General features: G+C 72.8%; 21 protein-coding genes. 10 read left to right on the forward strand and 11 right to left on the reverse strand.

Annotation, left to right across the window (positions count from 1 at the left end):
• The first annotated feature begins 155 nt into the window (after positions 1-155).
• From ASF35_RS07385 to ASF35_RS18005, 3 genes are read left to right on the forward strand one after another with little or no spacing between them, the layout of a single operon-like run.
• On the forward strand, positions 156-1,706 hold the full coding sequence (locus ASF35_RS07385) for an acyl-CoA carboxylase subunit beta (RefSeq protein ID WP_082495397.1): 1,551 nt from the start codon (positions 156-158) through the stop codon (positions 1,704-1,706).
• Positions 1,703-1,960, forward strand: a complete 258-nt coding sequence (locus ASF35_RS07390; RefSeq protein WP_200914499.1) for a biotin/lipoyl-binding carrier protein — start codon at positions 1,703-1,705, stop codon at positions 1,958-1,960. The genes ASF35_RS07385 and ASF35_RS07390 overlap by 4 nt, the downstream gene beginning before the upstream one ends.
• 12 nt (positions 1,961-1,972) lie before the next feature.
• A complete protein-coding gene (locus ASF35_RS18005) occupies positions 1,973-2,713 on the forward strand; it encodes an acyl-ACP thioesterase domain-containing protein (protein WP_055964926.1) in 741 nt (246 codons plus the stop codon).
• Here ASF35_RS18005 and ASF35_RS07400 read toward each other — a convergent pair.
• On the reverse strand, positions 2,700-3,149 hold the full coding sequence (locus ASF35_RS07400; RefSeq protein ID WP_082480684.1) for a globin: 450 nt from the start codon (positions 3,147-3,149) through the stop codon (positions 2,700-2,702). The genes ASF35_RS18005 and ASF35_RS07400 overlap by 14 nt on opposite strands.
• The gene (locus tag ASF35_RS07405; RefSeq protein ID WP_055964929.1) at positions 3,146-4,060 is read right to left on the reverse strand and encodes a mechanosensitive ion channel family protein; all 915 of its coding nucleotides are present in this window, start codon (positions 4,058-4,060) and stop codon (positions 3,146-3,148) included. The genes ASF35_RS07400 and ASF35_RS07405 overlap by 4 nt, the downstream gene beginning before the upstream one ends.
• Positions 4,061-4,092: 32 nt before the next feature.
• Here ASF35_RS07405 and ASF35_RS07410 point away from each other — a divergent pair, with 32 nt between their 5' ends.
• Positions 4,093-4,374: a hypothetical protein gene (locus ASF35_RS07410; protein WP_156364703.1), complete on the forward strand. Its 282-nt coding sequence runs from the start codon at positions 4,093-4,095 to the stop codon at positions 4,372-4,374.
• 273 nt (positions 4,375-4,647) lie between these two features.
• Here the strand turns inward: ASF35_RS07410 and pepN are convergent, their stop codons facing one another.
• Entirely contained in the window at positions 4,648-7,164 is a 2,517-nt protein-coding gene (pepN, locus tag ASF35_RS07415) for an aminopeptidase N (protein ID WP_055966340.1), read from the reverse strand.
• A 63-nt stretch (positions 7,165-7,227) separates the two neighbouring features.
• Positions 7,228-7,902, reverse strand: coding sequence for a class I SAM-dependent methyltransferase (locus ASF35_RS07420; protein WP_055964934.1), 675 nt, complete (start codon positions 7,900-7,902; stop codon positions 7,228-7,230).
• 47 nt (positions 7,903-7,949) lie between these two features.
• Between ASF35_RS07420 and ASF35_RS07425 the strand changes: the two genes are divergently transcribed.
• Positions 7,950-9,101, forward strand: a complete 1,152-nt coding sequence (locus tag ASF35_RS07425; protein WP_055964937.1) for a glutamate--cysteine ligase — start codon at positions 7,950-7,952, stop codon at positions 9,099-9,101.
• Here the strand turns inward: ASF35_RS07425 and ASF35_RS07430 are convergent.
• Genes ASF35_RS07430 through ASF35_RS07460 form a run of 7 tightly spaced genes read right to left on the reverse strand, consistent with a single transcriptional unit; the run spans position 9,074 to position 19,097 of the window.
• Entirely contained in the window at positions 9,074-9,781 is a 708-nt protein-coding gene (locus ASF35_RS07430; RefSeq protein ID WP_055964940.1) for a sirohydrochlorin chelatase, read from the reverse strand. The two genes, ASF35_RS07425 and ASF35_RS07430, sit on opposite strands and share 28 nt — an antisense overlap.
• Positions 9,778-10,893, reverse strand: a complete 1,116-nt coding sequence (locus ASF35_RS07435; RefSeq protein WP_235499120.1) for a uroporphyrinogen-III synthase — start codon at positions 10,891-10,893, stop codon at positions 9,778-9,780. The genes ASF35_RS07430 and ASF35_RS07435 overlap by 4 nt, the downstream gene beginning before the upstream one ends.
• A gap of 2 nt (positions 10,894-10,895) precedes the next feature.
• On the reverse strand, positions 10,896-11,261 hold the full coding sequence (nirD, locus tag ASF35_RS07440; RefSeq protein ID WP_055964946.1) for a nitrite reductase small subunit NirD: 366 nt from the start codon (positions 11,259-11,261) through the stop codon (positions 10,896-10,898).
• Positions 11,258-13,831: a nitrite reductase large subunit NirB gene (nirB, locus tag ASF35_RS07445; protein WP_055964951.1), complete on the reverse strand. Its 2,574-nt coding sequence runs from the start codon at positions 13,829-13,831 to the stop codon at positions 11,258-11,260. Before nirB ends, nirD begins: the two co-directional genes overlap by 4 nt.
• Before the next feature lie 46 nt (positions 13,832-13,877).
• Positions 13,878-15,374 (reverse strand): FAD-dependent oxidoreductase, encoded by a 1,497-nt coding sequence (locus ASF35_RS07450; RefSeq protein ID WP_055964955.1) that lies wholly within the window; start codon positions 15,372-15,374, stop codon positions 13,878-13,880.
• Positions 15,371-17,536: a molybdopterin oxidoreductase family protein gene (locus ASF35_RS07455; protein WP_235499121.1), complete on the reverse strand. Its 2,166-nt coding sequence runs from the start codon at positions 17,534-17,536 to the stop codon at positions 15,371-15,373. Before ASF35_RS07455 ends, ASF35_RS07450 begins: the two co-directional genes overlap by 4 nt.
• 1 nt (position 17,537) lies before the next feature.
• Positions 17,538-19,097 (reverse strand): MFS transporter, encoded by a 1,560-nt coding sequence (locus ASF35_RS07460; protein ID WP_055964958.1) that lies wholly within the window; start codon positions 19,095-19,097, stop codon positions 17,538-17,540.
• A 187-nt stretch (positions 19,098-19,284) separates the two neighbouring features.
• Here ASF35_RS07460 and ASF35_RS07465 point away from each other — a divergent pair, with 187 nt between their 5' ends.
• From ASF35_RS07465 to ASF35_RS07485, 5 genes are all read left to right on the forward strand, one after another.
• Complete coding sequence (locus ASF35_RS07465) at positions 19,285-19,911, forward strand: DsbA family protein (RefSeq protein ID WP_055964961.1); 627 nt, start codon at positions 19,285-19,287, stop codon at positions 19,909-19,911.
• An 81-nt stretch (positions 19,912-19,992) separates the two neighbouring features.
• Positions 19,993-20,895: an alpha/beta hydrolase gene (locus ASF35_RS07470; protein ID WP_055964964.1), complete on the forward strand. Its 903-nt coding sequence runs from the start codon at positions 19,993-19,995 to the stop codon at positions 20,893-20,895.
• A gap of 23 nt (positions 20,896-20,918) precedes the next feature.
• A complete protein-coding gene (locus tag ASF35_RS07475; RefSeq protein WP_156367980.1) occupies positions 20,919-22,358 on the forward strand; it encodes a CDP-glycerol glycerophosphotransferase family protein in 1,440 nt (479 codons plus the stop codon).
• Between the two features lie 33 nt (positions 22,359-22,391).
• Positions 22,392-22,850, forward strand: coding sequence for a ribose-5-phosphate isomerase (locus ASF35_RS07480; protein WP_055964970.1), 459 nt, complete (start codon positions 22,392-22,394; stop codon positions 22,848-22,850).
• Positions 22,851-22,959: 109 nt separating this feature from the next.
• Positions 22,960-25,599 carry an AAA family ATPase gene (locus tag ASF35_RS07485; RefSeq protein ID WP_055964973.1) on the forward strand — a complete coding sequence of 880 codons (2,640 nt, stop codon included), beginning with the start codon at positions 22,960-22,962 and terminating at the stop codon, positions 25,597-25,599.
• The last annotated feature ends 48 nt before the right edge of the window (positions 25,600-25,647 follow it).

Consider the following 25,647-nt stretch of genomic DNA (forward strand, 5'->3'; position numbering starts at 1 on the left):
TTGCTTAGGTCTGGGCTCACGGTAGCGCACGGGTGCAGTCGCGGCCAGACCCCTCGGCGCGCTCGCGACCGGCGGGGCGAGGTGGGTCACAAAGATGAGGGATTCCTCGGCTTTGCGGTACAGTTGAGGAAACCCTCACGTTTTCAGGAGATCGCATGACGCAGCTCGACGTGCCCACCGCCCTCGACGCGGGAGCCGACGCAGCAGTCGACAGCGGGCTGGACGCCGGCCGACCGCACCACCGTGACGTCCTCGCGCAGCGACGTCAGGAGCGGACCGCTCGCGTCGAGCCCCGTGGCCGACGTGTGAACACCGCGCGCGAACGCGCGCACCTCCTGGTCGACGAGGGCACGTTCGTGGAGATCTCGCCGTTGCGCACGGCGGGACCCTCCAGCGGCAGCGGTGTCGTCATCGGATGGGGGCTCGTCGGCGGTCGACCCGTCGTCGTCGCGAGCCACGACGCGGCGGTCGCCTCCGGGGCCATCGGAGCGGTGTTCGCCGAGACGGTCCAGCGCGCCCAGCGCATCGCGATCGACCGTGGCCACCCGATCGTCTACATCAACGACTCCGGCGGAGCGCGGATCCACGACGGCATCCACGCCCTCCACGGCTGCGGCGGCATCTTCGCCAACAACGTCGAGGCCAGCCGCAAGATCCCGCAGATCTCGCTCATCCTCGGCCCCTGCGCGGGCGCCGCGGCCTACTCCCCGGCGCTCACCGACTGGACCATCATGGTCAAGGAGCAGGGCCAGATGTTCCTCACCGGGCCGGAGATCGTCCGGGCCGCGACGGGTGAGGACGCCACCGCCGACGAGATCGGTGGCTCCGGCATGCACACCCGGACCAGCGGTGTCGCCCACCTCGAGGTCGACGACGAGCAGGCGGCGCTCGACGCGGCCCGCGGCATCCTCTCGTTCCTGCCGTCGCACGTCGGCGGTCCCCAGGCCCTCGTCGAGCCGGTGCCCGCTCGGCCCGAGGCCGTCGCGCGTCTGCCGCACGTGGTGCCGGACAAGTCGAGCATCGTCTTCGACATGCACGAGGTGCTCGACGGCGTCCTCGACGACCGTCCCCGGCTCGAGCTCAGCCCGGAGCACGCCCCGAGCGTGCTCACCGTGCTGGCCCACCTCGACGGACGCCCGGTCGGCATCATCGCCAACCAGCCGAAGGCCCGCGGCGGCATCCTCGACGCGAAGGCGTCGGTCAAGGCGTCGCGCTTCGTCGACTTCTGCGCCCGCTACGGCCTGCCCGTCCTGACCTTCGTCGACGTCCCCGGGTTCCTGCCCGGCACGGTCGAGGAGGGTCGCGGCGTGATCACCCAGGGCGCCACGATGCTGCGCGCCTACGTCGAGGCGCAGTCGCCCGTGCTCACCGTGGTGGTGCGCAAGGCCTACGGCGGCGCCTACATCGCCATGGGCTCGCGGTCGCTCGGCGCCGACTTCACCTGGGCGTGGTCGGGCTCGGAGATCGCCGTCATGGGGCCCGGTGGCGCCGTCGCGCTCCTGCACCGTCGTGCTCTCAAGGACGCCGAGGACCCCGACGCCCTCCGCGACGAGCTCGCCGCCGAGTACCGCGAGAACGTCGCCCGGCCCTACCTCGCGGCCGAGGCCGGCATCCTCGACGACGTGATCGTCGCCGAGGAGACCCGCGACCGCATGGTCCAGGCGCTCGGGGTCCTGGCACCGCGCGCCCAGGGGGCTCAGGCGTGAGCGCCCCCGGCACGTCGGCCGCGAAGGCCGACATCGTCTCCAACGTCTGGAAGCTCGTCACCGAGGTGGGAGCGCAGGTGGTCGAGGGCGACGTGCTGGCGGTCCTGGAGTCCATGAAGATGGAGCTGCCGGTGCACGCGCCGGCCACCGGCACGGTCTCCGAGGTGCTCGTGACCGAGGGCCAGATCGTCCAGGAGGGCGACACCCTCGTCGTCATCGAGACGACCGACCAGGGTGTCCCCACCCCGGTCTGAGAGCATCGACGGGTGTCGAACCCGCTTCATGACCCGACCCGGCTCGAGCACGAGCTGCCCATGCGCTGGGCCGATCTCGACGAGCTGAGCCACGTCAACAACGTCGTGTACCTCGACTACGCCTCCGAGGCGCGCGCCGTGCACGTGGCCGCCGGTGAGCTGGCCGACCGCACGGCCCGCTCGATCTCCGTGGAGTTCCTGCGCCCCCTGCTGCTCAGCCGGACGCCGCTGCGCGTGACGTCCACCGATGACGGCAGTCGGCTGGTGCAGGAGATCGCTCCCGCCACCAGCGCGTCGCCCTTCGCGCGGGTCACGTGGTCGGACGCCCCGGCGCCCGACGGCGACGTGCCGGGCGGGGGAGAGGGCTACGACGTGGCGGTCCGGCGCAGCGACCTCGGGTCGGGCGACGTGGCCACGCCGATCGCGGTGTTCGAGTACGCCCAGGAGGCGCGCATCGCCTCGGTGGCACGGGTGCGGGGCGCCGGTGGCACCGGTGGCGCCGCACGCTTCGTGGTCGCCCAGGTCGACCTCACGCTCGGTGAGCCCTTCGCGTGGCAGCGCGAGCCGTACCCGGCCCGGACAGTCGTCACGCGGGTGGGCCGCTCGTCCTTCACGGTCACGACGCTCTTCGACGAGGGGCGGCGCGGACGGGCCGAGGCCGTGCTGGTCGGCTTCGACCTCCAGGCGCAGCGCTCACGCGTCCTCGACGACGACGAGCGCGCCGTGCTGACCGAGCAGCTCAGCCCTCGCTGACCGGTCCTGCGCCGCGTCGAACGGTGGGCGTGAGTCCGGGTGAGGCCTGGTCGGGTGAGGGCTCGTCGGCGGTGTTGACCATGAACGTCGCCGCGTGCTGCACGTAGGCCCAGAACTGGGCGTCCTGCTCGGGCGTGAGCTGCACGGCGTCGAGCCCGGCCCGGAAGTGGTGCAGCCACCGGTCGCGCGCGGCCATGGTGACGGCGAACGGGGCGTGCCGCATCCGCAGTCGTGGGTGTCCGCGGGTGTTGCTGTAGGTGGTGGGCCCGCCCCAGTACTGCTCGAGGAACAGCGTGAACCGCTCCGCCGCGGGGCCGAGGTCCTCCTCGGGGTACATCGGGCGCAGCAGCTCGTCGGTGGCCACGCCCGCGTAGAACACGTCGACGATGCGTTCGATCGTGGCGTGACCGCCGATCTCGTCGTAGAACGAGCTCACTCGGTGGTCCTTTCGAACGGGACCGCCGCCGTGGACGGGATGCGGATGCCGGACTGGTCGAAGCGCCGCTTCACGCGCTGACGCAGGGTGCGGGCCACCAGCCACTGCTGCAGCGGCGCGGTCTTGAGCACGACGCGCACGACCACGCCGTCCTTGTCGAAGCGCTCGACGCCCCACACCTCGGGCTCCTCGATGATCACTCCGGCGAAGCGCTCCTCGTGGTACATCGCCTCCGCCTCCTCGGCCAGGATCGCCTGCACGACGTCGAGGTCGGAGTCGTAGGCGACGGTCACGTCGAGGACCGTGCGGGCCCAGTTCTGGCTCTGGTTGCCGACCCGCAGGATCTCGCCGTTGCGGACGTACCAGACGGTGCCGTTGACGTCGCGCAGCCGTGTGATGCGTAGGCCCACCGCCTCGACGATCCCGCTGGCCTCGCCGAGGTCGACGGAGTCGCCCACGCCGTACTGGTCCTCCAGGATCATCGAGACGCCGGCGAGGTAGTCCTTCACCAACGTCTGGGCGCCGAAGCCGAGCGCGATGCCCACGATGCCGGCGCTGGTGAGCAGCGGCGCGATGGGGACGCCCACGACGTCGAGGATCATGACGAACGCGACACCGGCGATGACCAGGCCGACGATGGAGCCGAGCAGGTCTCCCATCGCCTGGGCCCGCTGCTTGCGTCGCTCGCCCGCGCCGGGGCGCATGTCCGCCAGGATGGCGCCGGCGCGGGTGTTCGCGATGGCGCCGGGGACCTGGCCCTCGCCGGTCTTCTTGACGATGCGACCGATGGCCCGGCGAGCGACCCAGCGCAGCAGCAGCGCCAGGGCGATGATCGCGACGATGCGGGTCCCGCTGGTGGTGAGGGACTCCCACGTCCAGGACTGGGGAAGGTTCACGTCGAGGCCGAGCATGCCTCCAGCCTACGGGCGATACGATGGTGGCCATGAAGGCTCCCGCGCGCATCCTCGCCGTCGTCGTCTCCACGCTCGTGGTGCTCGGCACGACCTCTGCCACCGCCTGGGCCGACTCGCCGGCCTCCGAGGCCTGGCCTGCGGCCCCCGAGCGCAGCACGCTCGAGTGGCTGCTGCTGTTCGGCGGCGGCACCGTCGGCCTCTTCGTGGTCGTGTCGCTCTTCGGTCTCCTCACGGCGCGCAACAACTACGTGCCCCCGGCGCCGTCCACCGACCTCGAGGTGGCTCCGGGCAACGAGGCCGCCCACCACTGAGCCCAGCCGGCTCGGTGATTCCCATCAGCTGATGGGAATCACGAACCCACCTGCGTTCTCACCCACTCCCCATGGCGTGCCCGCCATGGGGAGTGCGGCGTTCCCATCAGCTGATGGGAATCGCGGAGCGACCGCACCCGCTCCGACCCGTCGCGCAGATTCCCAGGTCGTCCTGGGAATCGCAGGGACGCATGGCTTGCTTCCCGTGCGCGGCTGAGCTCTTCGTGCGTGGCGGGAGATTCCCAGGTCGACCTGGGAATCTCCCGGCCGCGGTCAGCGGGGGGCGCGGGCGCGCAGGGCGCGGGCGAGGTCGTCGCGACCCTCGCTCACGTAGCGCTTGGCCGCGGCCGAGGCCTCGGTGGAGCCGAGCCACGCGTCGACCGCGTCCAGGGTGGACGGCGCGGGGTTGGCGAGCGGGAACAGGTAGACCAGCGCCACCTGCCCGATCCAGACGCCCTTGTCCTCGATGACCGACTCGGCCATCTCGAGGTAGCGCTGCACGTAGGGCTCCAGCACGTCGCCCTGCCCCGAGACCTGGAACGCCGACGCCGTCTGGCGACGGGTCTCGTTGGGGGTCGACTCGTCGACCACCGCGGCCTGCCAGGCCGCTTCCTTGGCCTCGGCCGTGGGACGGATGGCGCGCGCGGCGGCGGCGCGCTCACGGCCGGAGATGGTGTTGTCGCGCTCCAGCTCGGCCGTGATGTCGGCCTCGTCGGCCGCGCCCAGGCGGGCGAGGGCGGTCACGAACGTCCAGCGCAGGTCGGTGTCGACGTCGAGCCCCGGCAGGCCGTCGTCCAGCAGGGCACGCACCTGCTCGGCCGACGTGGTCGCGGCGGCGTAGCCGCGCACGAACGCCAGCTGGTGGTCGCTGCCCGGCTCCGCCGCCTCGAGGAGGGCGCGCACGCCGGTCTCCCAGCGTTCGGCGAGTGGCGGGCGGTCCTCGTCGGAGGTGTACAGGTTGACCGCGGACTGGCCCTGGCGCAGCAGCGAGGCGACGGCCGTGAGGTCGGTCTCGGAGCCGACGCCGGCCAGCACGAGCGACACGAAGTCGGCCGAGGGCAGCTCTGCGTCGCGCGTCATGTCCCACGCCGAGCCCCAGCAGAGGGCCCGTGGCAGCGATTCGGTGAAGGCCATGTCGTGCTCGACCAGCTGGGCGAACGACTGCTCGTCGAGGCGGATCTTGGCGTAGGTGAGGTCGTCGTCGTTGAGGAGCACCAGGGCGGGCCGACGCAGGCCGACGAGCTCGGGGACCTCGGTGAGCTCGCCCCGCACGTCGGTCTCGATGCGCTCGGTGCGCACGAACCGGCCGTCGACGACGTCGTAGAGGCCGATGGCGATGCGGTGGCGACGCAGCGTGGGGTACTCCTCGATCGCGGTCTGCTCGACGGCGAAGGAGGTGAACGTGCCGTCGTCGCCGGTCTCGAAGCGTGCGCGCAGCGTGTTGACGCCCGACGTCTGCAGCCACTCCGCCGCCCACGAGTCGAGCTCGCGGCCCGAGGCCTCCTGCAGCTCGACGAGGAGGTCCTGCAGCGTGGTGTTGCCGTAGGCGTGCTTGGTGAAGTACGAGCGCAGGCCGGCGAAGAAGTCGTCGACCCCCACCCAGGCCACGAGCTGCTTGAGGCTCGAGGCGCCCTTCGCGTAGGTGATGCCGTCGAAGTTGGCCTCGACCGCGTGCAGGTCGTAGTTGTCGGCGGCGATGGGGTGCGTCGACGGCAGCTGGTCCTGGCGGTAGGCCCAGTTCTTGCGGTTGTTGGTGAAGCCGGTCCACGCGTCGGTGAAGCGGGTGGCCTCGACCGACGAGTGGTGCGCGGCGAACTCGGCGAACGACTCGTTCAGCCAGAGGTCGTCCCACCACTTCATGGTCACGAGGTCGCCGAACCACATGTGCGCCATCTCGTGCAGGATCGTGTTGGCCCGCTGCTCGTAGGCGGCGACGGTCTGCCGGCTGCGGAAGATCATCTCGTCGCGGAAGGTCACGCATCCCGCGTTCTCCATCGCGCCCATGTTGTACTCCGGCACGAAGAGCTGGTCGTACTTGCCGAAGGGGTACGCCATCTGGAACGCGTCCTCGAAGAACGCGAAGCCCTGCTTGGTGACGAGCAGGATGTCGTCGGCGTCGAGGTGCTCGACGAGGGACTGGCGGCACCAGACGCCCAGCGGGATCTCGCCGTACTCGCCGACGTAGACGTCCTCGACGCCGTGGTACTCGCCGGCCACGAGGGCGGTGATGTAGGTCGACATGGTCTTGGTGGTCTCGAACACCCGGGTGCTGGCGCCCTCGGAGACCTCGATGGTCTCGGCGACGGGGGAGTTGGACACGACCGCCCAGTGCGACGGGGCCGTGACGCGGAAGTCGAAGGTGGCCTTGAGGTCGGGCTGCTCGAAGGTCGCGAAGACCCGGCGCGCGTCCGGGACCTCGAACTGGGTGTACAGGTACACGCGGTCGTCGACGGGGTCGACGAAGCGGTGCAGGCCCTCGCCGGAGTGGGAGTAGGCGCACGTCGCCTCGACGACCAGCTCGTTCTCGGCCTTCAGGTCGGGCAGCGGGATGCGGCTGTCCGCGTAGGTGGCCGGGTCGAGCGAGGTGCCGTTGAGCGTGATGGCGCCGATCTCGGCGCCGACCAGGTCGACGAAGGTCGACGAGCCCGGGACCGCGCCGAACCGCAGGGTCGTGGTGGAGCCGAAGCGCTCCTCGCCCGTGGTGAGGTCGAGCTCGACGACGTAGTGGTCGGTGGAGACGAGGCCTGCGCGCTCGGTCGCTTCTTCACGGGTCAGGTTGGTTCCGGGCATGCCGCCCACTCTATGCACCGCGGAGGACACCGTGGTGCGCGGTCGGCGGCCGGCCGTCCGGGATCAGGCGAGGGTGGCGTCGGCGTACGTGAGTCCACCGGCCTGGTCCAGCCGCAGGTCCACGAAGCCGGCCTCCACGAGCCACCGGCGGACGTCGCCGCGCCGGACCCCGGGGCCGAGCACCCCGACCGCGCGACCGGCGAGGTGGACCGGGACGAACCGCAGGCCGGCGTCGGAGCAGAACACGCTCACGACGATGCGTCCGCCGGGCTTGAGCACCCGGGCCAGCTCGTGCACGGCGGCCTCCGGGTCGGGGAAGCAGTGCAGGCTCGTGAAGGCGAGCACGAGGTCGTAGGTGTCGTCGGCGTCGTCGAGGTCCTGCACGTCGGCCTCGCGCGTCCGCACGGCGAGCGGGCCCGCGCCGGGCAGGCCGAGTCGCTCGGCCTCGCGACGCGTGCGGTCGAGCATGGCGGGGGAGATGTCGGCGGCGACGTACTGCAGCGCCGCGTCCGGTGGGACGTCGCGCAGGGCCACGCCCCCGCCGCAAGGCACGTCGAGGACCGTCGACCCGGGCGGGAGAGCGGTCAGCTCGCGGCGGGCCCGCCGGTGCAGCTCGTCGACGCTCGAGCCGACGCCCACGCGCCACAGGAGCGCACCGAGCCGCGGGTCACCGCTGACCTTGTCGTACACGACCGCCCACGGGTGGTCGGACCGCCAGGCCCCGCTCACGTCGCGCATGCTGGGACGATAAGGCCTCGGCCGTCGTCCTGGGGCAGGATGAGGGGGTGGATCTTCCCTTCGCGCGCTCCGAGCGCTCGTCCGTCGGGATCGAGTGGGAGCTCGCCCTCGTCGACGCCGACTCCGGCGACCTGCGCCAGGTCGCGCAGACGGTGCTCGACGCCGTCGCCCCAGCGGGAGGGGGTCAGCACCCGCTCATCCGTCAGGAGCTGCTCCTCAACACGGTCGAGGTGGTGTCCAGGCCGCGACGGACCGTGGCCGAGGCCGGTGCCGACCTGCAGGAGGCGATCGACGAGATCCGCACCGTGACCGACCCCCTCCGGGTCGAGCTGATGTGCGCCGGCACCCACCCGTTCGCCCGCTGGGACAACCAGAAGGTCACCGACCAGGAGCGCTACGCGACGCTCATCGACCGCACGCAGTGGTGGGGCCGTCAGATGCTGATCTACGGCGTGCACGTGCACGTGGGCATCGAGGACCGCGACAAGGTGCTGCCCATCAGCAACGCGATGCTCGCGTACTACGGACACCTGCAGGCACTCAGCGCGTCCTCGCCGTTCTGGGGCGGCAAGGCCACGGGATACGCCTCCAACCGGGCCCTCATGTTCCAGCAGCTCCCGACGGCGGGGCTGCCGTTCCACTTCCAGGAGTGGTCCGAGCTGGAGCACTACGCGCAGGACCTGACCACGACCGGCGTGATCGACGTCTTCGACGAGATCCGCTGGGACCTGCGTCCGTCCCCGAAGTTCGGGACGCTCGAGGTCCGCGTGTGCGACGGCATCCCCACGATGAGCGAGCTGATGAGCATCTCCGCGCTCACCCACTGCCTGGTCGAGCACTTCTCGAGCGAGCTCGACGCCGGTCACGACCTGCCCGACCTGCCGCCGTGGTTCGCCCAGGAGAACAAGTGGCGGTCCGCGCGGTACGGCATGGACTCCTGGCTCATCCTCGACCAGCACGCCCACGAGGACCTCGTCACGGCCGACCTCGCCCGGCTGCTCGTCACGCTCGAGCCCGTCGCCGAGCGGCTCGGCTGCACCGACGAGCTGGCCGGCATCGACGAGATCGTCCGACGCGGGCCGTCGTACGAGCGCCAGCGCAGGGTCGCCGCCGCGCACGACGGTCGCCTCGACGCGGTCGTCGCGTCGCTCGTGGAGGAGATGCGCGCCGGTCAGCCCGTGCCGCTCCACGCCCCCTGAGCCACGGCATCGGAGTACCGCTCCAGCACGAGGTCGACGAGCCGGGTGTCGACCGGACCGTCGTCGAGCAGCGGCCGGGCCACCACGTCGACGTCGGCGTGGGCGATGCGGTCGTGGAAGAAGCCCGGTGCCATCAGCAACGAGGAGACGACGACGCGTCGGTCGATCCCGCCGGCGCGTGCGTCGGCGACCACGTCGTCGAGCGGTCGTCCGGTGCCGCCCACGTAGCCGACCGGCACGATCTGGCCGATGGCGGCACTGAGGTCGCGGGCCACCTCCTCGAAGCAGGCCCGGGCGTCTTCGTCGCTCGAGCCGGCCGACGCCATGACGACGACGTCGTCGTCGCACGTCCCGGCCTCGAGGAGCCGTCGGACGAGCACGGTGACGACACGGCCGTCCGGGGCCAGGGTGGGAGCCGCCGAGGCGCCGGGAACGCTCGCCGCGCGGGCGATGTCCACCCGCGCGTGGAACCCCGGCGCGAGGAGCAGCGGCACGACCACGGCCGGCCGTCGCAGCCGGGCCGTCACCGTGTCCGGGGACGGCTCCTGCACGTCGACGAACGCGTCGAGGACCTCCACGTGCGGCAGCCGCTGCCGGACCGCCTCGACCAGGGCGGCCACGGCCCTGCGGCCCTGGGGGCTCGACGTCCCGTGGGACGTGGCGACGAGCGCGGGTCTCATGTGTCCTCCTCGACCGCGAGGCGGTAGCCGCGCTTGACGACGGTGCGGATGGTCGACCGGCCGACCGCGTCGCGAAGCCGGGCCACGGCCATCTCGGCGGTGTGGGGGTCGCGCGAGTCCCCGGGCAGTACGTCGAGCAGCTGCTCGCGCGTGCAGACGCTGCCGGGCTTCTCGGCAAGGAGCCGCAGCACGGCGAGCCCGCTCGGCGAGACGGGCAGGATCGTGTGGTCCAGGGTGGCGGTCGTGGCGTGCAGGCGGAGCTGTCCGTCCGGCACCTCGATCGCGGCGGCGTCCTCACCGAGGTGCACGATCAGCTCACGGACGAGGGCGCCGAGGCGCGAGCGCTCCGGCACGAGCGGGCGGAAGCCGCGCGTCATCAGGGGGTCGGCCGTCACGGGTCCGACCGCGGCGAGCGTCAGCCGCCGCGCCGCGACCAGGTGCTGCAACGCGTCGAGACCGTCCTGCCGCTCGACCACCTCGAACCACGCCGAGGCGCCCGGCGCCGAGGTGAAGACGACGGCGTCGAACCCGCCGCAGGTGGCGATGCGGACGGAGCGCTCGACGGCCTCGGGGTCGGGGGGTGGGCCCCACCGGTAGACGACGAGCGTGGTGGTGGTCGCGCCCGCGTCCTGCAACGCCGACTCGATGCCGTCGTCACCGGCCCCGTGGTGCTGCACCGCCACGTGGAGACCCGACACGCCCTCGGTGAGGAGCAGCGTGACGATCTCGGCGGACGTCTCGGACTCCGCGACCCAGTCCGGGGTGAGTCCCGCGGCCTGGAGGGCACCCCGGGCCTTCGGCCCCCGGGCCACGATGCGGGTCTGGCCCAGCGCCTCGACCAGGTCGTGCCCCACGCCCGAGGCCTCTGCGGTGTCCAGCCAGCCACGGAAGCCGATGCCGGTCGTGACGACCAGGACGTCCGGCGGGTCCGCGAGCAGTCGGCGGGTCTCGGCGAGCAGACCGGCCTCGTCGATGTGTGACTCCACGCCGAGCGACGACGCCGTCGTGACCTCGGCCCCCCGCCGTTGCAGGGCGCCGGCGAGCTCCTCGGCCCGGCGCTGGGCGGTGACGAGCACCGCGGTGCCGGCGAGGACGGGTCGAAGGACGTTCACGGTCACCCAGTCTGGTCGATCAGCACGTGCACGACGCCCTCGACGACCGAGACGGGCCAGGTGGCGATGGACACGTCGGGGTCGTCGAGGCACCGGCCGGTGCGCAGGTCGAAGGTCTGCTTGTGCAGCGGCGAGGCGACGGTGGCGGCCTCACCCCGCGACCCGACGAGCCCACGGGCCATCACGTTCGCGCCGGTGAACGGGTCGCGGTGGGAGACCGCCAGCACCTCACCGGTGTCGGCGAGCAGGAAGAGCGCGACCTGGTGGCCGTCGACCAGCGCGGCGGCCCCGCGGTCGGGGTGCAGGTCGTCGACGCGGCACACGGCGTGGGCCGTCGTGGTCTGCGTCGGGACGAGGGACGTGGTCACAGAGGGCCTCCTGCGGTGCGGACGGGCAAGGTGTCGCCGGCGATGACGACGCCGCGCTCGGCCGGCGACGCCGGTCGCTTCTGGCCGCGCTCGGGCACGTAGGCCAGGTCGGGGTCGGCGACGTCGGGGGCGTTGACGAACGAGGCGAACTTGCGGAGCTTCTCCGGGTCCTCGAGCGTGGCCGCCCACTCGTCGCGGTAGCCCCCGACGTGGGCGTCCATGGCCGCGTCGAGGTCGGCGGCGATGCCGAGGGCGTCGTCCATCACGACGGCACGCACGGCGTCGAGGCCGCCCTCGACCGACTCGACCCAGGGTGCGGTGCGCTGGAGCCGGTCGGCCGTGCGCACGTAGTACATGAGGAACCGGTCGATGGCACGGACCAGCTGCTCGGTCGTGAGGTCCTCGGCGAAAAGCCGGGCGTGCCGGGGCGTGAACCCGCCGTTGCCGCCGACGTACATGTTCCAGCCCTGGTCGGTGGCGATCACGCCGACGTCCTTGCCGCGCGCCTCAGCGCACTCACGCGCGCAGCCGGACACGCCGAGCTTGATCTTGTGGGGCGAGCGGAGCCCGCGGTACCGCAGCTCGAGGGCGATCGCGAGGCCGACGGAGTCCTGCACGCCGAAGCGGCACCACGTGGACCCGACGCAGGACTTCACGGTGCGCAGCGACTTGCCGTAGGCGTGCCCGGACTCGAACCCGGCGTCGACCAGACGCGACCAGATGGCGGGCAGCTGCTCGATCCGCGCCCCGAACAGGTCGATCCGCTGGCCGCCGGTGATCTTGGTGTACAGGCCGAAGTCCTTCGCGACCTCGCCGATGACGATCAGCCCCTCGGGGGTCACCTCGCCGCCGGGGATGCGCGGGACCACCGAGTAGGTGCCGTCCTTCTGCATGTTGGCCATCACGTGGTCGTTCGTGTCCTGCAGCGCCGCGCCCTCGCCGTCGAGGACGTGCTCCTGGTAGAGCGAGGCCAGGATCGAGGCCGCGACCGGTCGGCACACGTCGCAGCCGCGACCACGGCCGTGGCGGGCCACCAGCTCGCTGAAGGTGCGGATCCCGCTGACGCGCACGACGTCGAACAGCTGCGCGCGGCTGAGGGAGAAGTGCTCGCAGAGGTCGTCACTGACCTCCATGCCGGCCTCGGCCAGCTGGGCCTGGAACAGCTGCTTGACCATCGGCACGCACGAGCCGCAGCTGGTGCCGGCCTTGGTGCAGGCCTTCACCCCGGCCAGGTCGGTGCACCCCTGCTCGGTGACGGCGCAGCGCACGGCACCGGCCGTCACGTTGTTGCACGAGCACACGGTCGCCTCGTCGGGCAGCGCGCCGCCCGTGGGTCGCTCGGCGGACTCGGGCAGCAGCCAGCCCGTGGGGTCGGTGCCGAGGGAGTGCCCCACGAGTGGCCGCAGGCCGCCGTAGGCCGAGGCGTCGCCCACCAGGACCCCGCCGAGCAGCGTGGACGCGTCGTCGCTGAGCACGAGCTTCTTGTAGAGGCCCTGGACGGGGTCGGCGTAGACGACCTCCAGGCTGCCGGGGGTCGCGCCGAGCGCGTCGCCGAAGCTGGCCACGTCGACCCCGAGCAGCTTGAGCTTGGTGGACAGGTCGGCGTCGGTGAACGCGGCCTCCCCGCCGAGCAACCGGTCGGCGACCACCTCGGCCATGGTGTAGCCGGGCCCGACGAGGCCCCACACGCGGTCGGCGACGCAGGCGACCTCGCCGATCGCGAACACGGCGGGATCGCTGGTGCGGCAGCCGGCGTCGGCGAGCACACCACCCCGTGGGTGCACGTCGAGCCCGGCGCCCCGGGCGAGCTCGTCGCGGGGCCGCACGCCGGTGGCGAACACCACGACGTCGACGTCGAGCCGGTCGCCCGACGCGAACTCCATGCCGCGGACACGACCCTCGTCGTCGGCCTCCACGCGGGAGGTCGCGGTCGAGGTGCGCACGTGGACGCCGAGACCCTCGATCAGCCGGCGCAGCGCCTCGCCGCCACCGGGGTCGACCTGCACCGGCATGAGGCGGTCCGCGAACTCCACGACCGTGGTCTCGGCGCCGAGCGACGTGAGGGCGCCCGCGGCCTCGAGCCCCAGCAGGCCACCACCGACCACGGCGCCTCGCACCGGTCGCCCGAGCGCGGACGACCGCTCGTCGATCCACGTGCGCAGGGAGTCGAGGTCCTCGATCGTGCGGTAGACGAAGCAGCCGGCCAGGTCGGCTCCCTCGACCGGGGGGACCGCGGCGTACGACCCGGTCGCCAGCACCAGGGCGTCGTAGCGACGCCGTTCGCCACCGGCCACGACGGTCCGGGTCGCGGTGTCGACGGACTGCACCGGGGCGCCGGTGTGCAGGGTGACGCCCGGCGTGCTCCAGAGGGCCTGGTCCCCGAGCAGCAGGTCCTCGGGTCGCCCGAGGTCGAAGTAGCTGGTGAGCGCGACCCGGTCGTAGGGTGCGTGCGGCTCGTCGCCGAACACCTCCACGTCCCACGTGTCGGTGGCACCTCGTTCCACGAGGGCTTCCACGAGGCGGCGGGCGACCATGCCTGCTCCGGCCACGACCAGGGTGCTGCGTTCCATGTCGTCGACGCTACGAAGCCCGTGTGTCGAGGTCCGACGTCCACGGTTACCGGGCTGCAACACCTGTCTCACGCTCCTGAGGCGCGGGGCGTGAGATCGCCGTCGGAGTGGGTGCCGGTGCGGGTCGCGCGGGCGGGTCGACCTCCTGCAGCCAGTCGACCAGGCCGCACACGAGGCTGCGGCATCCTCCGCACCCGGTCGTGGCGCGTGTGGCCGCGACGACCTCGTCGAGGGTGCAGCAGCCGTCGTCCCACGACGACACGACGTCGGCCTTGGTCACGCCGTTGCACCGGCACACCGTCGTGCTCGACGGCATCGCCGTGGGGGAGCCCGCCTGCTCCTCCGGTGCGCCCACGAGCAGCTGCAGCGGGTCGGGCGGGGCGATGCCCGGGCGATCGAGCTGCACGGAGAGTCGAGCGGCGAGGTCGGGCGCGCCCACGCACGTCATGCCGATGAGCGTGCCCTGACGCACGACCACCTCCACGAACCGTCGCGCACCGCCGTCGTCGAGTGCCACCACGCGGTCGGTGGGCCGGGCGGTCGAGGCCCGCACGCCGGCCGTGACCACGTCCAGGCCCACGGCCTTGAGCCGCATGGCCGCACCGGTCACCGCGAGCGTCGGCACGGGCGTCGACCTCACGAGGTGGGCCGCCAGGGCGTCGGCCTGGGCCCAGCCGGGAGCAACCAGGCCGCTGACGCCGTCCGCCGTCTCGGCGCAGTCGCCGATCGCGCTGACGTTCGGGTCGCTCGTGCGCAGGTCCTCGTCCACGACGATGCCGTGACGGACCGTGAGGCCGGCCTGTGCCGCGAGCTCGGTGCGGGGGACGGAACCGGTGGCCAGCACCAGCAGGTCGGTGCCGACGCGGGTGCCGTCGCCGAGGACCGCCGCGGCCACGTGCCCGTCCTGCACCTCGATGCCGCGGATCCTGGCGCGCGGCACGAGCCGCACCCCGAGGTCGGCGAGCGTGCGCCCGGCCACCTGCGCGACGTGCTCGTCGAGGTCACGGTCGAGGATGCCGTCGCGCGAGGCGAGCACCGTCACCTCGAGGCCGCGACGACGCAGGCCGCACGCCACCTCGGTCCCGATGGCGCCGGCTCCCACCACGCAGGCGCGGTCGGCGTTCAGGGCACCCGCGACGACGGCGCGGGCGTCGTCGATGCTCCGCAGCACGTGCACGCCGGGGACTGGCGGCCCGTCGGCGGTGTCCAGGCCCGGCAGGGGGAGCGTGCGCGCCCGTGCGCCGGTGGCCAGCACGAGGTGGTCCCACGCCAGCGTGGTGCCGTCGTCGAGGGTGAGCCGCTGAGCGGCGCGGTCGAGACCGACCGCACGCACGCCCCGCAGCGCCTCGACGCCGGGGGTGGCCGGGAGGGTGAGGGCGGCCAGGTCGGTCCGACCCGCCACCAGCTCCGACAGCAGCACGCGGTTGTACGGCTCGTAGGGCTCCTCGCCGACGAGGACCACGTCGGCGTCCGGTCTCAGGCGTACCGCCTCGGAGGCGAACCGGTGGCCCACCATCCCGGCACCCACCACGACGATCCTCACGACTCGACCTCCAGCAGCGTGGCGGGTGCGTCGGTCGGTCGGCGGACGCCCGCCCCCGGGTCGACCCGTTCGACGGTCACGGCGCAGACCTTGAACTCCGGCATCCCCGAGACCGGGTCGGTGGCGTCGTTGGTGACGGCGTTCACGAGTCCGTCGCCGGAGAAGTGGAAGGGCGCGAAGACGGTGTCGGGGCGGATGTCGCGGGTCAGGCGTGCCGGGGCGACCATCGAGCCGCGGGTCGAGGTCACCCGGACCAGCTCCGCGGCGTCCACGCCGAGCCGCGCCGCGAGCGCCGGATGCATCTCGACGTGGGCCTCGCCGGCGGCCTCGCGCAGCGCCGGGACCCGCCGGGTCTGGGCCCCGGACTGGTAGTGCTGCAGCAGGCGACCGGTGACCAGGTGGATGGGTGCGTCCTCGCGGACGGCGTCGTCGGGGCCGTAGGAGGAGACCGGCACCATCGTGGCCCGTCCCGACGCCGTGGCGAAGCGCTCGGTGAACAGGCGGGGGGTCCCGGGGTGCGACGGGTCCGGGCACGGCCAGTACAGGGACTCGCCCGTGTCCAGCCGGTCGTGGGTGATGCCCGCGTAGTCGGCCCGTCCACCGGCACTGGCACGGGCGAGCTCGTCGAAGACCTCCCGGGACTCGGTGGACCACGTGCCCGGCGCGTCGAGCCGCTGGGCCAGCTCGGCCCAGATCCAGAGCTCGTCGCGGACCTGGGGCGGTGCCGTGACCGCGCGTCGGCGCCGCAGCACGCGACCCTCGAGGCTCGTCATCGTCCCCTCCTCCTCGGCCCACTGCGTGACCGGCAGGACGTAGTCGGCCATCAGAGCCGTCTCGGACGGCACCACGTCGCACACGACGAGCAGGTCGAGCGAGGCGAGACGCTCGCGCACGGCACCGGCGTGGGGAGCGCTCACCACCAGGTTGCTCCCGTGCACGAAGAGTCCGCGCGGACCGTCCGCGGTGCCCAGCCCGGCCAGGAGCTCCACGGCGGGGACCCCGGACCGGGGGATGACGTCGGGGTCGACGCCCCACACCCCCGCGACGTGGGCCCGGGCGGCGGGGTCCTCGATCGACCGGTAGCCCGGGAGCTGGTCCGCCTTCTGCCCGTGCTCGCGGCCACCCTGCCCGTTGCCCTGGCCGGTGAGGGCGCCGTAGCCACCGCGCTCGGCGCCGGGCAGCCCGAGGGCCAGCGCCAGGGAGATCGCGGCCGACACCGTCGCGGTGCCGTCGGTGTGCTGCTCCGCGCCGCGACCGGTGAGCACGAAGGCGCCCCGCCCGCCACGGTGCGGGGAGGCGTCGGCCAGCCGCCGGGCGACGGCGCGGAGCTGCGGCTCCGGGACGCCGGTCACCGAGGCCACGCGCTCGGGCCACCAGGAGGCCACGGAGCGGCGGACCTCCTCCACCCCGTCCACGCGTTCGTGCAGGTAGGTGGCATCGGCCAGGCCCTCACCGAGGACGACGTGCAGCAGGCCGAGCAGGAGCGCCAGGTCGGTGCCGGGAACGAGCTGCAGGTGGGTCCCCGCGCCGTCGTCGCACAGGCGAGCCGTGGCGGACCTCCGCGGGTCGACGACCACCAGCCCGCCCTGCTCCCGAGCGCCGGCGAGGTGCTGGACGGCCGGTGGCATGGTGTCGGCGAGGTTGCTGCCGAGCAGCAGCACGGCGTCGGCGTCCCGGAGGTCGGTGAGCGGGAACGGCAGACCGCGGTCGACGCCCAGCGACCGGTTGGCCGCCGCCGCGGCGGACGACATGCAGAACCGCCCGTTGTAGTCGACCATCCGCGTGCGGAGCGCCAGCCGTGCGAACTTGCCGAGCTGGTAGGCCTTCTCGTTGGTGAGACCGCCCCCGCCGAACACCGCGAGCGCATCGGGTCCGTGCTGCTCGGCGAGGCTGAGTGAACGGTCGGCGATGTCGTCGAGGGCCTCCTCCCAGCTCACCGGTCGAAGCCCCCGGGGCGTGCGCCGCAGCGGCTCCACCAGCCGGTCGGGGGTGCGCAGCAGCTCCGCCGACGTCCACCCCTTCTGGCACATGCCGCCGCGGTTCGTCGGGAAGTCGCGGGGCTCGGCGGCCAGAGGGTGGCCGCCGAGCCGCTGCGCGCACTGCAGGGCGCAGTAGGGGCAGTGCGTGTCGGTGTCGGTGATGGGGCTGGGGGTGTCGTGCACGTCAGACCTTCGCGCGGGCCATAGCGGACCGCGGCCGCAGGTAGACGGCCCAGGTGACCACCAGGCAGACCACGTAGAACGCCGCGAACAGGGCGAAGGCCGTCTTCACCGCGGAGACCGGGTCCGTGATCCACGGTGCACCGAACGTCATCGGGATGAGGAAGCCACCGATCGCACCGATGGCTCCGACGATGCCCAGCACGGCCGATGCCTCGCGCGTGGAGCGCAGGAGGGCGGCGCGACGCTCGGGCGAGCCCTCCGGCCCCGCCTGCTCGGCCTGCACCTTCCAGATGATGGGGATCATCCGGTAGGTCGACCCGTTGCCGACGCCGGAGGCCGCGAAGACGAAGAGGAAGGCGGCCAGGAAGAACCAGAACACCTGCTCGTTGGCCTCCACCGCGCTCGTCACGGCGGTCGGGTAGGTGAAGGTCTCCGGGTCGACGGTGGTCGGGTCGATCTTGGGCACGGGGGTCAGCCGGGTGAGGGTGAGCAGCACCGCGAGCGTGCCCACGGTCATGAGGGCGAAGGACACGACGGTGATCCGTGCTCCGCCGAACCGGTCGGCCAGCCAGCCGCCGAACGGTCGGGTGATCGAGCCGACGAGGGCGCCGAGGAAGGCGAAGGAGGCCACGTTGACGCCGATGCCGACGACGTCGGGCACGGGCTGGTTCCAGAAGTTGATCTTGATGAGCAGGGGCATCGCCGCGGAGAAGCCGATGAAGGAGCCGAAGGTGCCGATGTAGAGCAGCGCCATGATCCAGGTGTGCCGGTAGGTCACCACGCGCAGCTGCTCGCGGGGTCGTGACGCCGCCACCGACAGGTTGTTCATGAAGAAGAACGCCCCGGCCGCGGCCAGGACGGCCAGACCTCCCCACACGTAGGCCGCCCGCTCCAGCGCGATCCCGGAGCCGCTGGCCTGCACGAGTCCGAAGAGACCGGCACCGCCGACCACGACGGGCAGGAACAGCTGGACCAGGGAGACACCGAGGTTGCCGCCGGCGGCGTTGAGACCGAGTGCCGCGCCCTTGCGGCTCGCCGGGTAGAAGAAGTTGATGCTGGCCATCGAGGAGGCGAAGTTCCCGCCTCCGACGCCGGCCGTCGCCGCGATGACGATGAAGACCCAGTACGGCGTGTCCGGCCGTTGCACGAACCAGGCGAAGAGCCCGGTCGGCACGAGCAGGAGCAGGGCGCTCACGACCGTCCAGTTGCGGGCGCCGAACCGGGGCACGGCGAACGTGTAGGGCAGCCGGATGAGGGCGCCGACGAGGTTGGGAGCCGCGACCAGCCAGAACAGCTGCTGGGGGGTGAACGCGAAGCCGGCCGAGGCGAGGAAGGTGGCCGTGACGCTCCACAACAGCCAGACGGAGAAGCCGAGGTGCTCGGCGAAGATCGACCAGGCGAGGTTGCGCCGCGCGACCCGACGTCCCTGCGACTCCCAGAAGGCGGGGTCCTCCGGGTCCCAGTGGTCGATCCACCGGCCGGTGCGACGCTGCGGTGGCGGGGTCGCGGCCCGGGTCGGTGCCGACGGAGCGGAGCGGGGCGTGTCGAGCTCGATCGTCATGGACTTCCTCGTTCGATCCGGGAGGGGCCGAGGGGCCCCAGGACGTCTCGAACGCTAGGGACGACGTGTTTCGCGGCGCACCGCCCGACGTCAGGGCTCGGTAACACTGTCCGCACACGGTCGGGGGTGGCACTGTGAGATCGCCGGGTCGCCGAGCGCGCTGGGGCTCGCGTGGAAGGATCGGGGCATGACTTCGACCGACGCCACCGCCACCACCGAGACCGTCGACTTCTGGTTCGACCCGCTCTGCCCGTGGGCGTGGATGACCTCGCGCTGGATGCTCGAGGTGGAGCAGGTGCGCGACGTGCACACCGTGTTCCACGTGATGAGCCTGTCGGTGCTCAACGAGGACAAGGACGTCCCCGACGAGTACAAGGAGATGATCCAGGCCGGGTGGGGTCCGGTCCGGCTGGCCATCGCGATCGAGCAGCAGCACGGGCAGGAGAAGCTGCGAGCCTTCTACACCGCCATCGGCACGGCCCGTCACCCCGGCGGACGCGACTTCACGCGTGAGCTCTACGAGGAGGTCCTGGCCGAGGTCGGCCTGCCCGCCGAGCTCGCCGACGCCGCGGAGGACACGTCGCTCGACGACGCCGTCCGCGCCTCGCACGCGGACGGCATCGACCGGGTCGGCCAGGAGGTCGGCACCCCCGTGATCTCCGTCGCCGGCACCGCCTTCTTCGGCCCCGTGCTGTCGCCCGCGCCCAAGGGCGAGGACGCCGGCAGGGTGTTCGACGGCGCGCGGCTGCTCGCCGGGTACGACGGCTTCTACGAGCTGAAGCGCACCCGCGACCGCGACCCGATCTTCGACTGAGCGCAGGTGGACTCCGTGGGCGACGCTTCCCGGTGTCGCTCGCGGAGCCCGACGCGGGCCCCCGAGTCCTAGGCTGACCCCATGACGCTGCACCCCCAGGCCCGGGCCTACCTGGAGGCCCTTGGATCCGACGACGGCGGGCCGCCGCTGGACCTCGAGGCCGTCAGGGACATCCGCGCCCAGTCGCGGGCGGTCGCCCTGGAGCAGGACCGCATCGGCCTCGACCACGTGGCCGACGTGGACGCCGACGGCGTGCCGTGCCGGCTCTACCGTCCGAGGCTCGGCGCACCCGTGGCCCTCTACGTCCACGGGGGCGGCTGGGTCATGCACGACGTCGAGACGCACGACGTCTTCTGCCGGTACCTCGCGCACGTCACCGGCTGGGCCCTGCTGTCGGTCGACTACCGACTGGCTCCGGAGCACCCGTTCCCGGCGGGCCTCGACGACGTGGAGCGGGCCGCCCGGTGGCTCCGCGCGAACGGCCGCGGCCACCGGGTCGACACCGACTGGGTCCCCGCGATCGGCGACTCCGCCGGCGCCAACCTCGTCGCGGGCCTGTGCGTGCGCGACCCGGCACTCCTCGACCACCAGGTCCTGCTGTACCCCGTCACCGACCGCCGGGCCGACCTCGACCCGTCGCTCGAGAACGCCGCCCTCGGCATCGCCGACATGACGTGGATGTGGGAGGCGTACGCGCCGGGGGACCGGGCCGACGAGCCCGAGGTGAGCGTGCTCCGCGCAGCCGACCTGGCCGAGCACCCGCCTGCCGTCGTCGTCACGTGCGAGCACGACGTGCTCCGTGACCAGGGCGAGGCGTATGCGGCAGCGCTCGCCGACGCCGGTGTGCAGGTCACCGCGCACCGAGCCCTCGGGATGATCCACTCCTTCTGGCGGCAGCCGGCCGTCTTCGACGCGTCTCGAGCCCTCGTGGTCGCGGTCGGCGGATGGCTCGACACGGCGCGGTCCACGGCACGGGAGGCGTGATCGCGGCTGGCATACTGTCGCGCGTGGTGGAGCAGGCCGAGCCGGGGCAGACCGAGCGCCCAGCCTGGCGCCGCTTTCTCGACCGGCAGATCAGCCGCGAGCCCCTGGTGGTCGTCCCCACCCACGCCTACGGCCTTCGAGGCGTCGCGGACGGACCTCCGGCCCCGCACCGCCTGGTGCCGCTGCTGCGCACCGCGCTGCTGGGTGCGGCCTTCGCCGTCCTGGTGGTGCTCGCCCTCACCCGCCCGACGCCCCTCGTGGCGGTGCCCGGGGTCGTGGTGGCCGTCGCGCTCGCGGTCGGCGCGTCGGAGGGGACGCTGCGGCACTGGCGGCACCGCAGACGTCTGCGTCGCGCCCTGGTCCGTCACGCCCCGACCACGGCGATGGCCTACGCCGGCAGGTCGGGCGGTCCGTGGCAGCTGCGCATGTGGGAGCCCTACCTGCTGCGCTCCGGTGAGCCGAACGTCATCATCAACCTGCACGCCAAGTACGTCGAGCGGATCCTGACCGAGGGCGACACCCCGCTGCGATCGCCCTTCGTGCAGCTGGGTTCACGGGGGATGAAGGACCTCGACGACGCGCTGGTCCCCAGCCTCCGCGCCTTCTTCTACGTGCAGAACGCCCAGACCAACGCCCGGTTCATGGCGCGCCGGGACATCACGCACGTGTGGCTCAACCACGGTGACTCCGACAAGCCGGCCAACTACAACCCCCGGCACGCGGACTACGACGTCCTCGTCGTGTGCGGCCAGGCGGGCATCGACCGATACGCCAACCACGGCATCCACGTGGACGCCGACAAGTTCGAGGTGCTCGGCCGCCCCCAGGCGTGGGACATCGAGCCCGCACGCGGTGCCATCGGGTCCCTCGAGCAGCCGACCGTGCTCTACGCGCCGACGTGGCACGGCCTCGACCCCGCGGTCAACTTCTCCTCTCTCGAGCAGGGACCGAAGATCGTCGCCGCCCTCCTGCGACGCGGGGTGCGCGTGGTCTTCCGACCGCACCCGCTCAGCTACCGCTGGCGCATCCGACGGGCGGTGGTGCACGAGATCCACGGGCTGCTCGAGGCCGACCGGGCCGCCGGCGGTCCCGCGCACGTGTGGGGACGGCGCGCCGACGTCGAGTGGAGCGTGGCCGACTGCACCAATGCCTCCGACGCCCTCATCTCCGACGTGTCCAGCGTCGTGTCCGACTGGCTGCAGTCCGAGAAGCCCTACAGCATGACCGCGATGCGGTCGAGCGTCGAGGAGTTCCGCGACGAGTACCCGATCGCCCAGACCGCGTACGTGCTGCGTGGTGATCTCGAGAACCTCGACGAGGTCCTCGACGACCTGCTCGTGGACGACCCGCTGGCCGAGGCCCGGTCGGCTCGCAAGCGCTACGTGCTGGGGGAGTTCCGGGGCGAGGAGTCGGCCGAGGCCTTCGCGGGCTTCGTGCGGCGCGTGGTGCGCGAAGGCCGCTGAACCGGCAACCGCCCGCTCTGGGACACTGAGCCCATGCGCGTGCACCTCGGAACCGACCATGCCGGCCTCGAGCTCAAGGACGCCCTCGCGGCGTGGCTCACCGACCACGGGTACGAGCCCGTCGACCACGGCGCGCACGAGTACGACGCCGACGACGACTACCCGCCGTTCTGCGTCGCGGCGGCCCAGGGCGCGGTCGACGAGCCGGGGTCGCTGGCGATCGTGATCGGCGGGTCGGGCAACGGTGAGCAGATCGCCGCCAACAAGGTGCGCGGCGCTCGAGCGGCGCTCGCCTGGAGCACGGAGACGGCCGCGCTCGCCCGAGAGCACAACGACGCCCAGGTGATGGCCATCGGCGGGCGCATGCACACGTTCGAGCAGGCCGTCGAGATCGTCGAGACCTTCCTGACCACGCCGTTCAGCGGAGCCGAGCGTCACCAGCGCCGGATCGACCTGCTCGCCACGTACGAGTCCACCGGTCGCTTCGACTGAGGTCGGCGGGTCGGGCGTGGACCTCCGGCCCTGGTGCTGCAGGCCCGCCTGGGCGACCATGACGATGTAGACACCTCTCGGTGCCTCGCGTCGGGGACCAGGAGGCCGTGTGACCGCCACCCCGCACCACCACACGCTGAGGTCGATCATCGACCTCGCCGAAGGACCTCGTGAGGGTGCACTGCTGGTCGTGGGAGAGCCGGGGATCGGCAAGACCCGGTTGCTGAGCGAGGCGGTCGACGGCACGCCCGTCCCCTCCACCATGGTGCGCACCAACCCGCACGAGGCCGCGTACGCCATGTCCGGCCTGGAGTCGGTGCTGGTGGCGCTTTCGATGCACCTGGCGCCCGACCTCGAGCGTCGGGCCGCGTCGATGGCGGAGGGACCCGGCCAGGAGCTCGACGCGGCCCACCACGTGCTCGACGTGATCCAGGCGATGCGACTGCCCGCGACGCTGCTGCTGGTCGACGACGTCGACCGGATGGACGCGCACAGCCAGGCCGTGCTAGGCCTCGTGGCCGGTCGCCTGTTGCACACGGGGCTCCGGCTCGTGGTGACGGCTCGGACGATGTCGGCGAGCGCGCCGCTGGGTGGGATCCCCCGCCGAGAGCTGCGCCCGCTGCCGCCCGACGTCCTCGCCGACGAGGTCCGCGACCCGGGACACGAACCGTCGGAGTCGACCGTGCGCGTGCTCTCGACCTACTGCCGCGGCAACCCGAGCCTGCTGCGCGAGCACCTGGAACGTCTCGACCCGGACCAGGCGCGAGGTGACGCCTGGCTCCAGCTCCCGCCGCGCGGTGGCTCGTGGTCCGCCGTGCTGACCGCTCCGATCCTCGACGGCCTGGACGCGAGGCAGCGGACCGCCCTCGACGTCGTGGCCCTCTCGTCCCTCGCGCACCCCCTGGTCCTCGGGCTCGTCGACTCCGGACTGCCCGGCGCGGTCGACGAGCTGGTGGACGAGGGTGTCCTGAGCCGTAGGGGCCAACACGTCGCGTTCCGGGACGCCCGCCTGCGCTCCCGGATCTACTGGTCCCAGTCATCGGCATCGCGCCGTGAGGGGCACGCGCGTCTCGCCGCTGCGGCCCGGGGACGCAGCGAGCACCTCGAGGCGTGGCACGGGAGCTTCGACGGCGAGCCCGTCGGGGTGGAGGCGCTCCTGCGCAGCGCGGTCGGGCTCGTCGCGTCGGGCGACGTCGCGGCCGCGGTCGAGCTGGCCGAGCGGGCGCTGCAGCGGGTGGAGCACGTCGACCGGCACCTCGACACCATCATCGGTCTCTGCTCCCAGCTCCTGCGCCACGGCGAGGTGGTGCTGGCCGCGCGCTACAGCCACCACCCGCAGGTCGTCGACATCACGGCCACCCAGGCGCTGCGCCTGGCCTTCTTCGAGCTGGTGCACGAGATGGTCACGTCGCAGCAGCTCGTCGACGACCAGGTGCGGGCCCTGGCCGAGCTGCACGCCGGGACCGCCCCCGACACGGCGGCCGGCCTCCAGCTCGCAGCCGCATGGTTCCGCGCCGAGCGCTGGGAGACGGCGGAGGCGCGGGCGCTGCTCCCGTCCACCGCCGCCACGGAGGGACGGCTCTCGGACAAGACCGTCGACCAGCTCGGGATCACCATCGCGGCCCTCGACGCCATCGACGGCGTGGAGTCGACCGAGGGGGCCACCGTGACCGGCCTCGGGTCGCTGGACGGCAGCGAGCCGGCGCCCCTGCTGATGCAGGCGCGGGCGCACTCCCTGGCCGAGCGACACGGGGAGGCGCGCGACCTCTTCAACATCGTGCTGCACTACCCGACCGCCCTGGACCCGGTGTGGACCGACCTGGCCCGGCTCGGCGCCGTCGGGAACGAGGTGGCGGCCGGTCAGTTCCGACGGGCCCGCGAGTGCGCGACCGCGTGGGACCCCGACTCCCCGTGGGCAGGGCTGCGGTCCTCCGGGCAGCTGTACGTGCGCGCCTGGATCCAGTACTCGGTCGGACGCACCGACGACGCCGACGAGGTCCTGCAGCGGTCCAGTGAGCTGGCCTCGCTGGAGGGTGCACCCGCCACCATGGCCCGGGCGCTCGCCCTGAGGGGGACGATCGCCCTCCTCCGGGGTGACGCGGACACCTCGGTCACTCTGCTGCGCCAGGTCACCGGCTACGCCGCCCGGTTCCGCAACCCCACCCTCCTGCGTCAGTGGGCCGACTACGCGGAGGCGTGCGTCGCGACGGGTCGGCACCGGGAGGCGACCCGGCTCCTCTCCTCCCTCGAGGCCCGGCAGGCGGCCCATCCGAGTCGGTGGGCGGCCCTCGCGATCGCGCGCATGCGGGCGCTCACCGCCGAGGGTGAGGCGTCCCTGCCGCTCTTCACCGCCGCGGCCGGCCTGTTCGAGCCGGGCGAGTCCCCGTACGAGCAGGGCCGCACGCTCGCGGTGATGGCCACCCGGCTCACCGCGCTCGGCCACGCGCACGAGGGTGCCCGGGCCCGGACCCTGGCCGTCGCCGCGTTCGACATCGCGGGGGCCACGGGGTGGGCGGTCCGCGGAGCGTCCGAGCACGGCATCGAAGCCACTCCCGTCAGGGACCAGCTCAGCGACGAGGAGTGGGTCGTCGCCACTCACGTGAAGGACGGCCTGCGCACCCGCGACATCGCCGCGGCGATGTTCATGTCGGTCCGCACGGTGGAGCTGAGGCTCACGGCGATCTACCGGAGGATCGGGGTGGCGTCGCGCTCGGAGCTCGTCGCGGAGATGCTGCGCGAGGGCGGCTAGACCCGAGCCGTCGGTCGCGCTCCGCTCCGCCGTCGGCGGTGTCCCGCA

The sequence above is a fragment of the Aeromicrobium sp. Leaf291 genome (genome assembly GCF_001423365.1).
Taxonomy (GTDB): domain Bacteria; phylum Actinomycetota; class Actinomycetes; order Propionibacteriales; family Nocardioidaceae; genus Aeromicrobium.

Excerpts from the sequence above, each read along its gene's own strand:
- ASF35_RS07480 (WP_055964970.1), top strand. The coding sequence starts at position 22,392 with ATGCGCGTGCACCTCGGAACCGACCATGCCGGCCTCGAGCTCAAGGAC.
- ASF35_RS07405 (WP_055964929.1), bottom strand. The coding sequence starts at position 4,060 with ATGCTCGGCCTCGACGTGAACCTTCCCCAGTCCTGGACGTGGGAGTCC.
- ASF35_RS07460 (WP_055964958.1), bottom strand. The coding sequence starts at position 19,097 with ATGACGATCGAGCTCGACACGCCCCGCTCCGCTCCGTCGGCACCGACC.
- ASF35_RS07470 (WP_055964964.1), top strand. The coding sequence starts at position 19,993 with ATGACGCTGCACCCCCAGGCCCGGGCCTACCTGGAGGCCCTTGGATCC.
- ASF35_RS07465 (WP_055964961.1), top strand. The coding sequence starts at position 19,285 with ATGACTTCGACCGACGCCACCGCCACCACCGAGACCGTCGACTTCTGG.
- ASF35_RS07430 (WP_055964940.1), bottom strand. The coding sequence starts at position 9,781 with ATGAGACCCGCGCTCGTCGCCACGTCCCACGGGACGTCGAGCCCCCAG.
- nirB (WP_055964951.1), bottom strand. The coding sequence starts at position 13,831 with ATGGAACGCAGCACCCTGGTCGTGGCCGGAGCAGGCATGGTCGCCCGC.
- ASF35_RS07410 (WP_156364703.1), top strand. The coding sequence starts at position 4,093 with ATGAAGGCTCCCGCGCGCATCCTCGCCGTCGTCGTCTCCACGCTCGTG.
- pepN (WP_055966340.1), bottom strand. The coding sequence starts at position 7,164 with ATGCCCGGAACCAACCTGACCCGTGAAGAAGCGACCGAGCGCGCAGGC.
- ASF35_RS07385 (WP_082495397.1), top strand. The coding sequence starts at position 156 with ATGACGCAGCTCGACGTGCCCACCGCCCTCGACGCGGGAGCCGACGCA.
- ASF35_RS07420 (WP_055964934.1), bottom strand. The coding sequence starts at position 7,902 with ATGCGCGACGTGAGCGGGGCCTGGCGGTCCGACCACCCGTGGGCGGTC.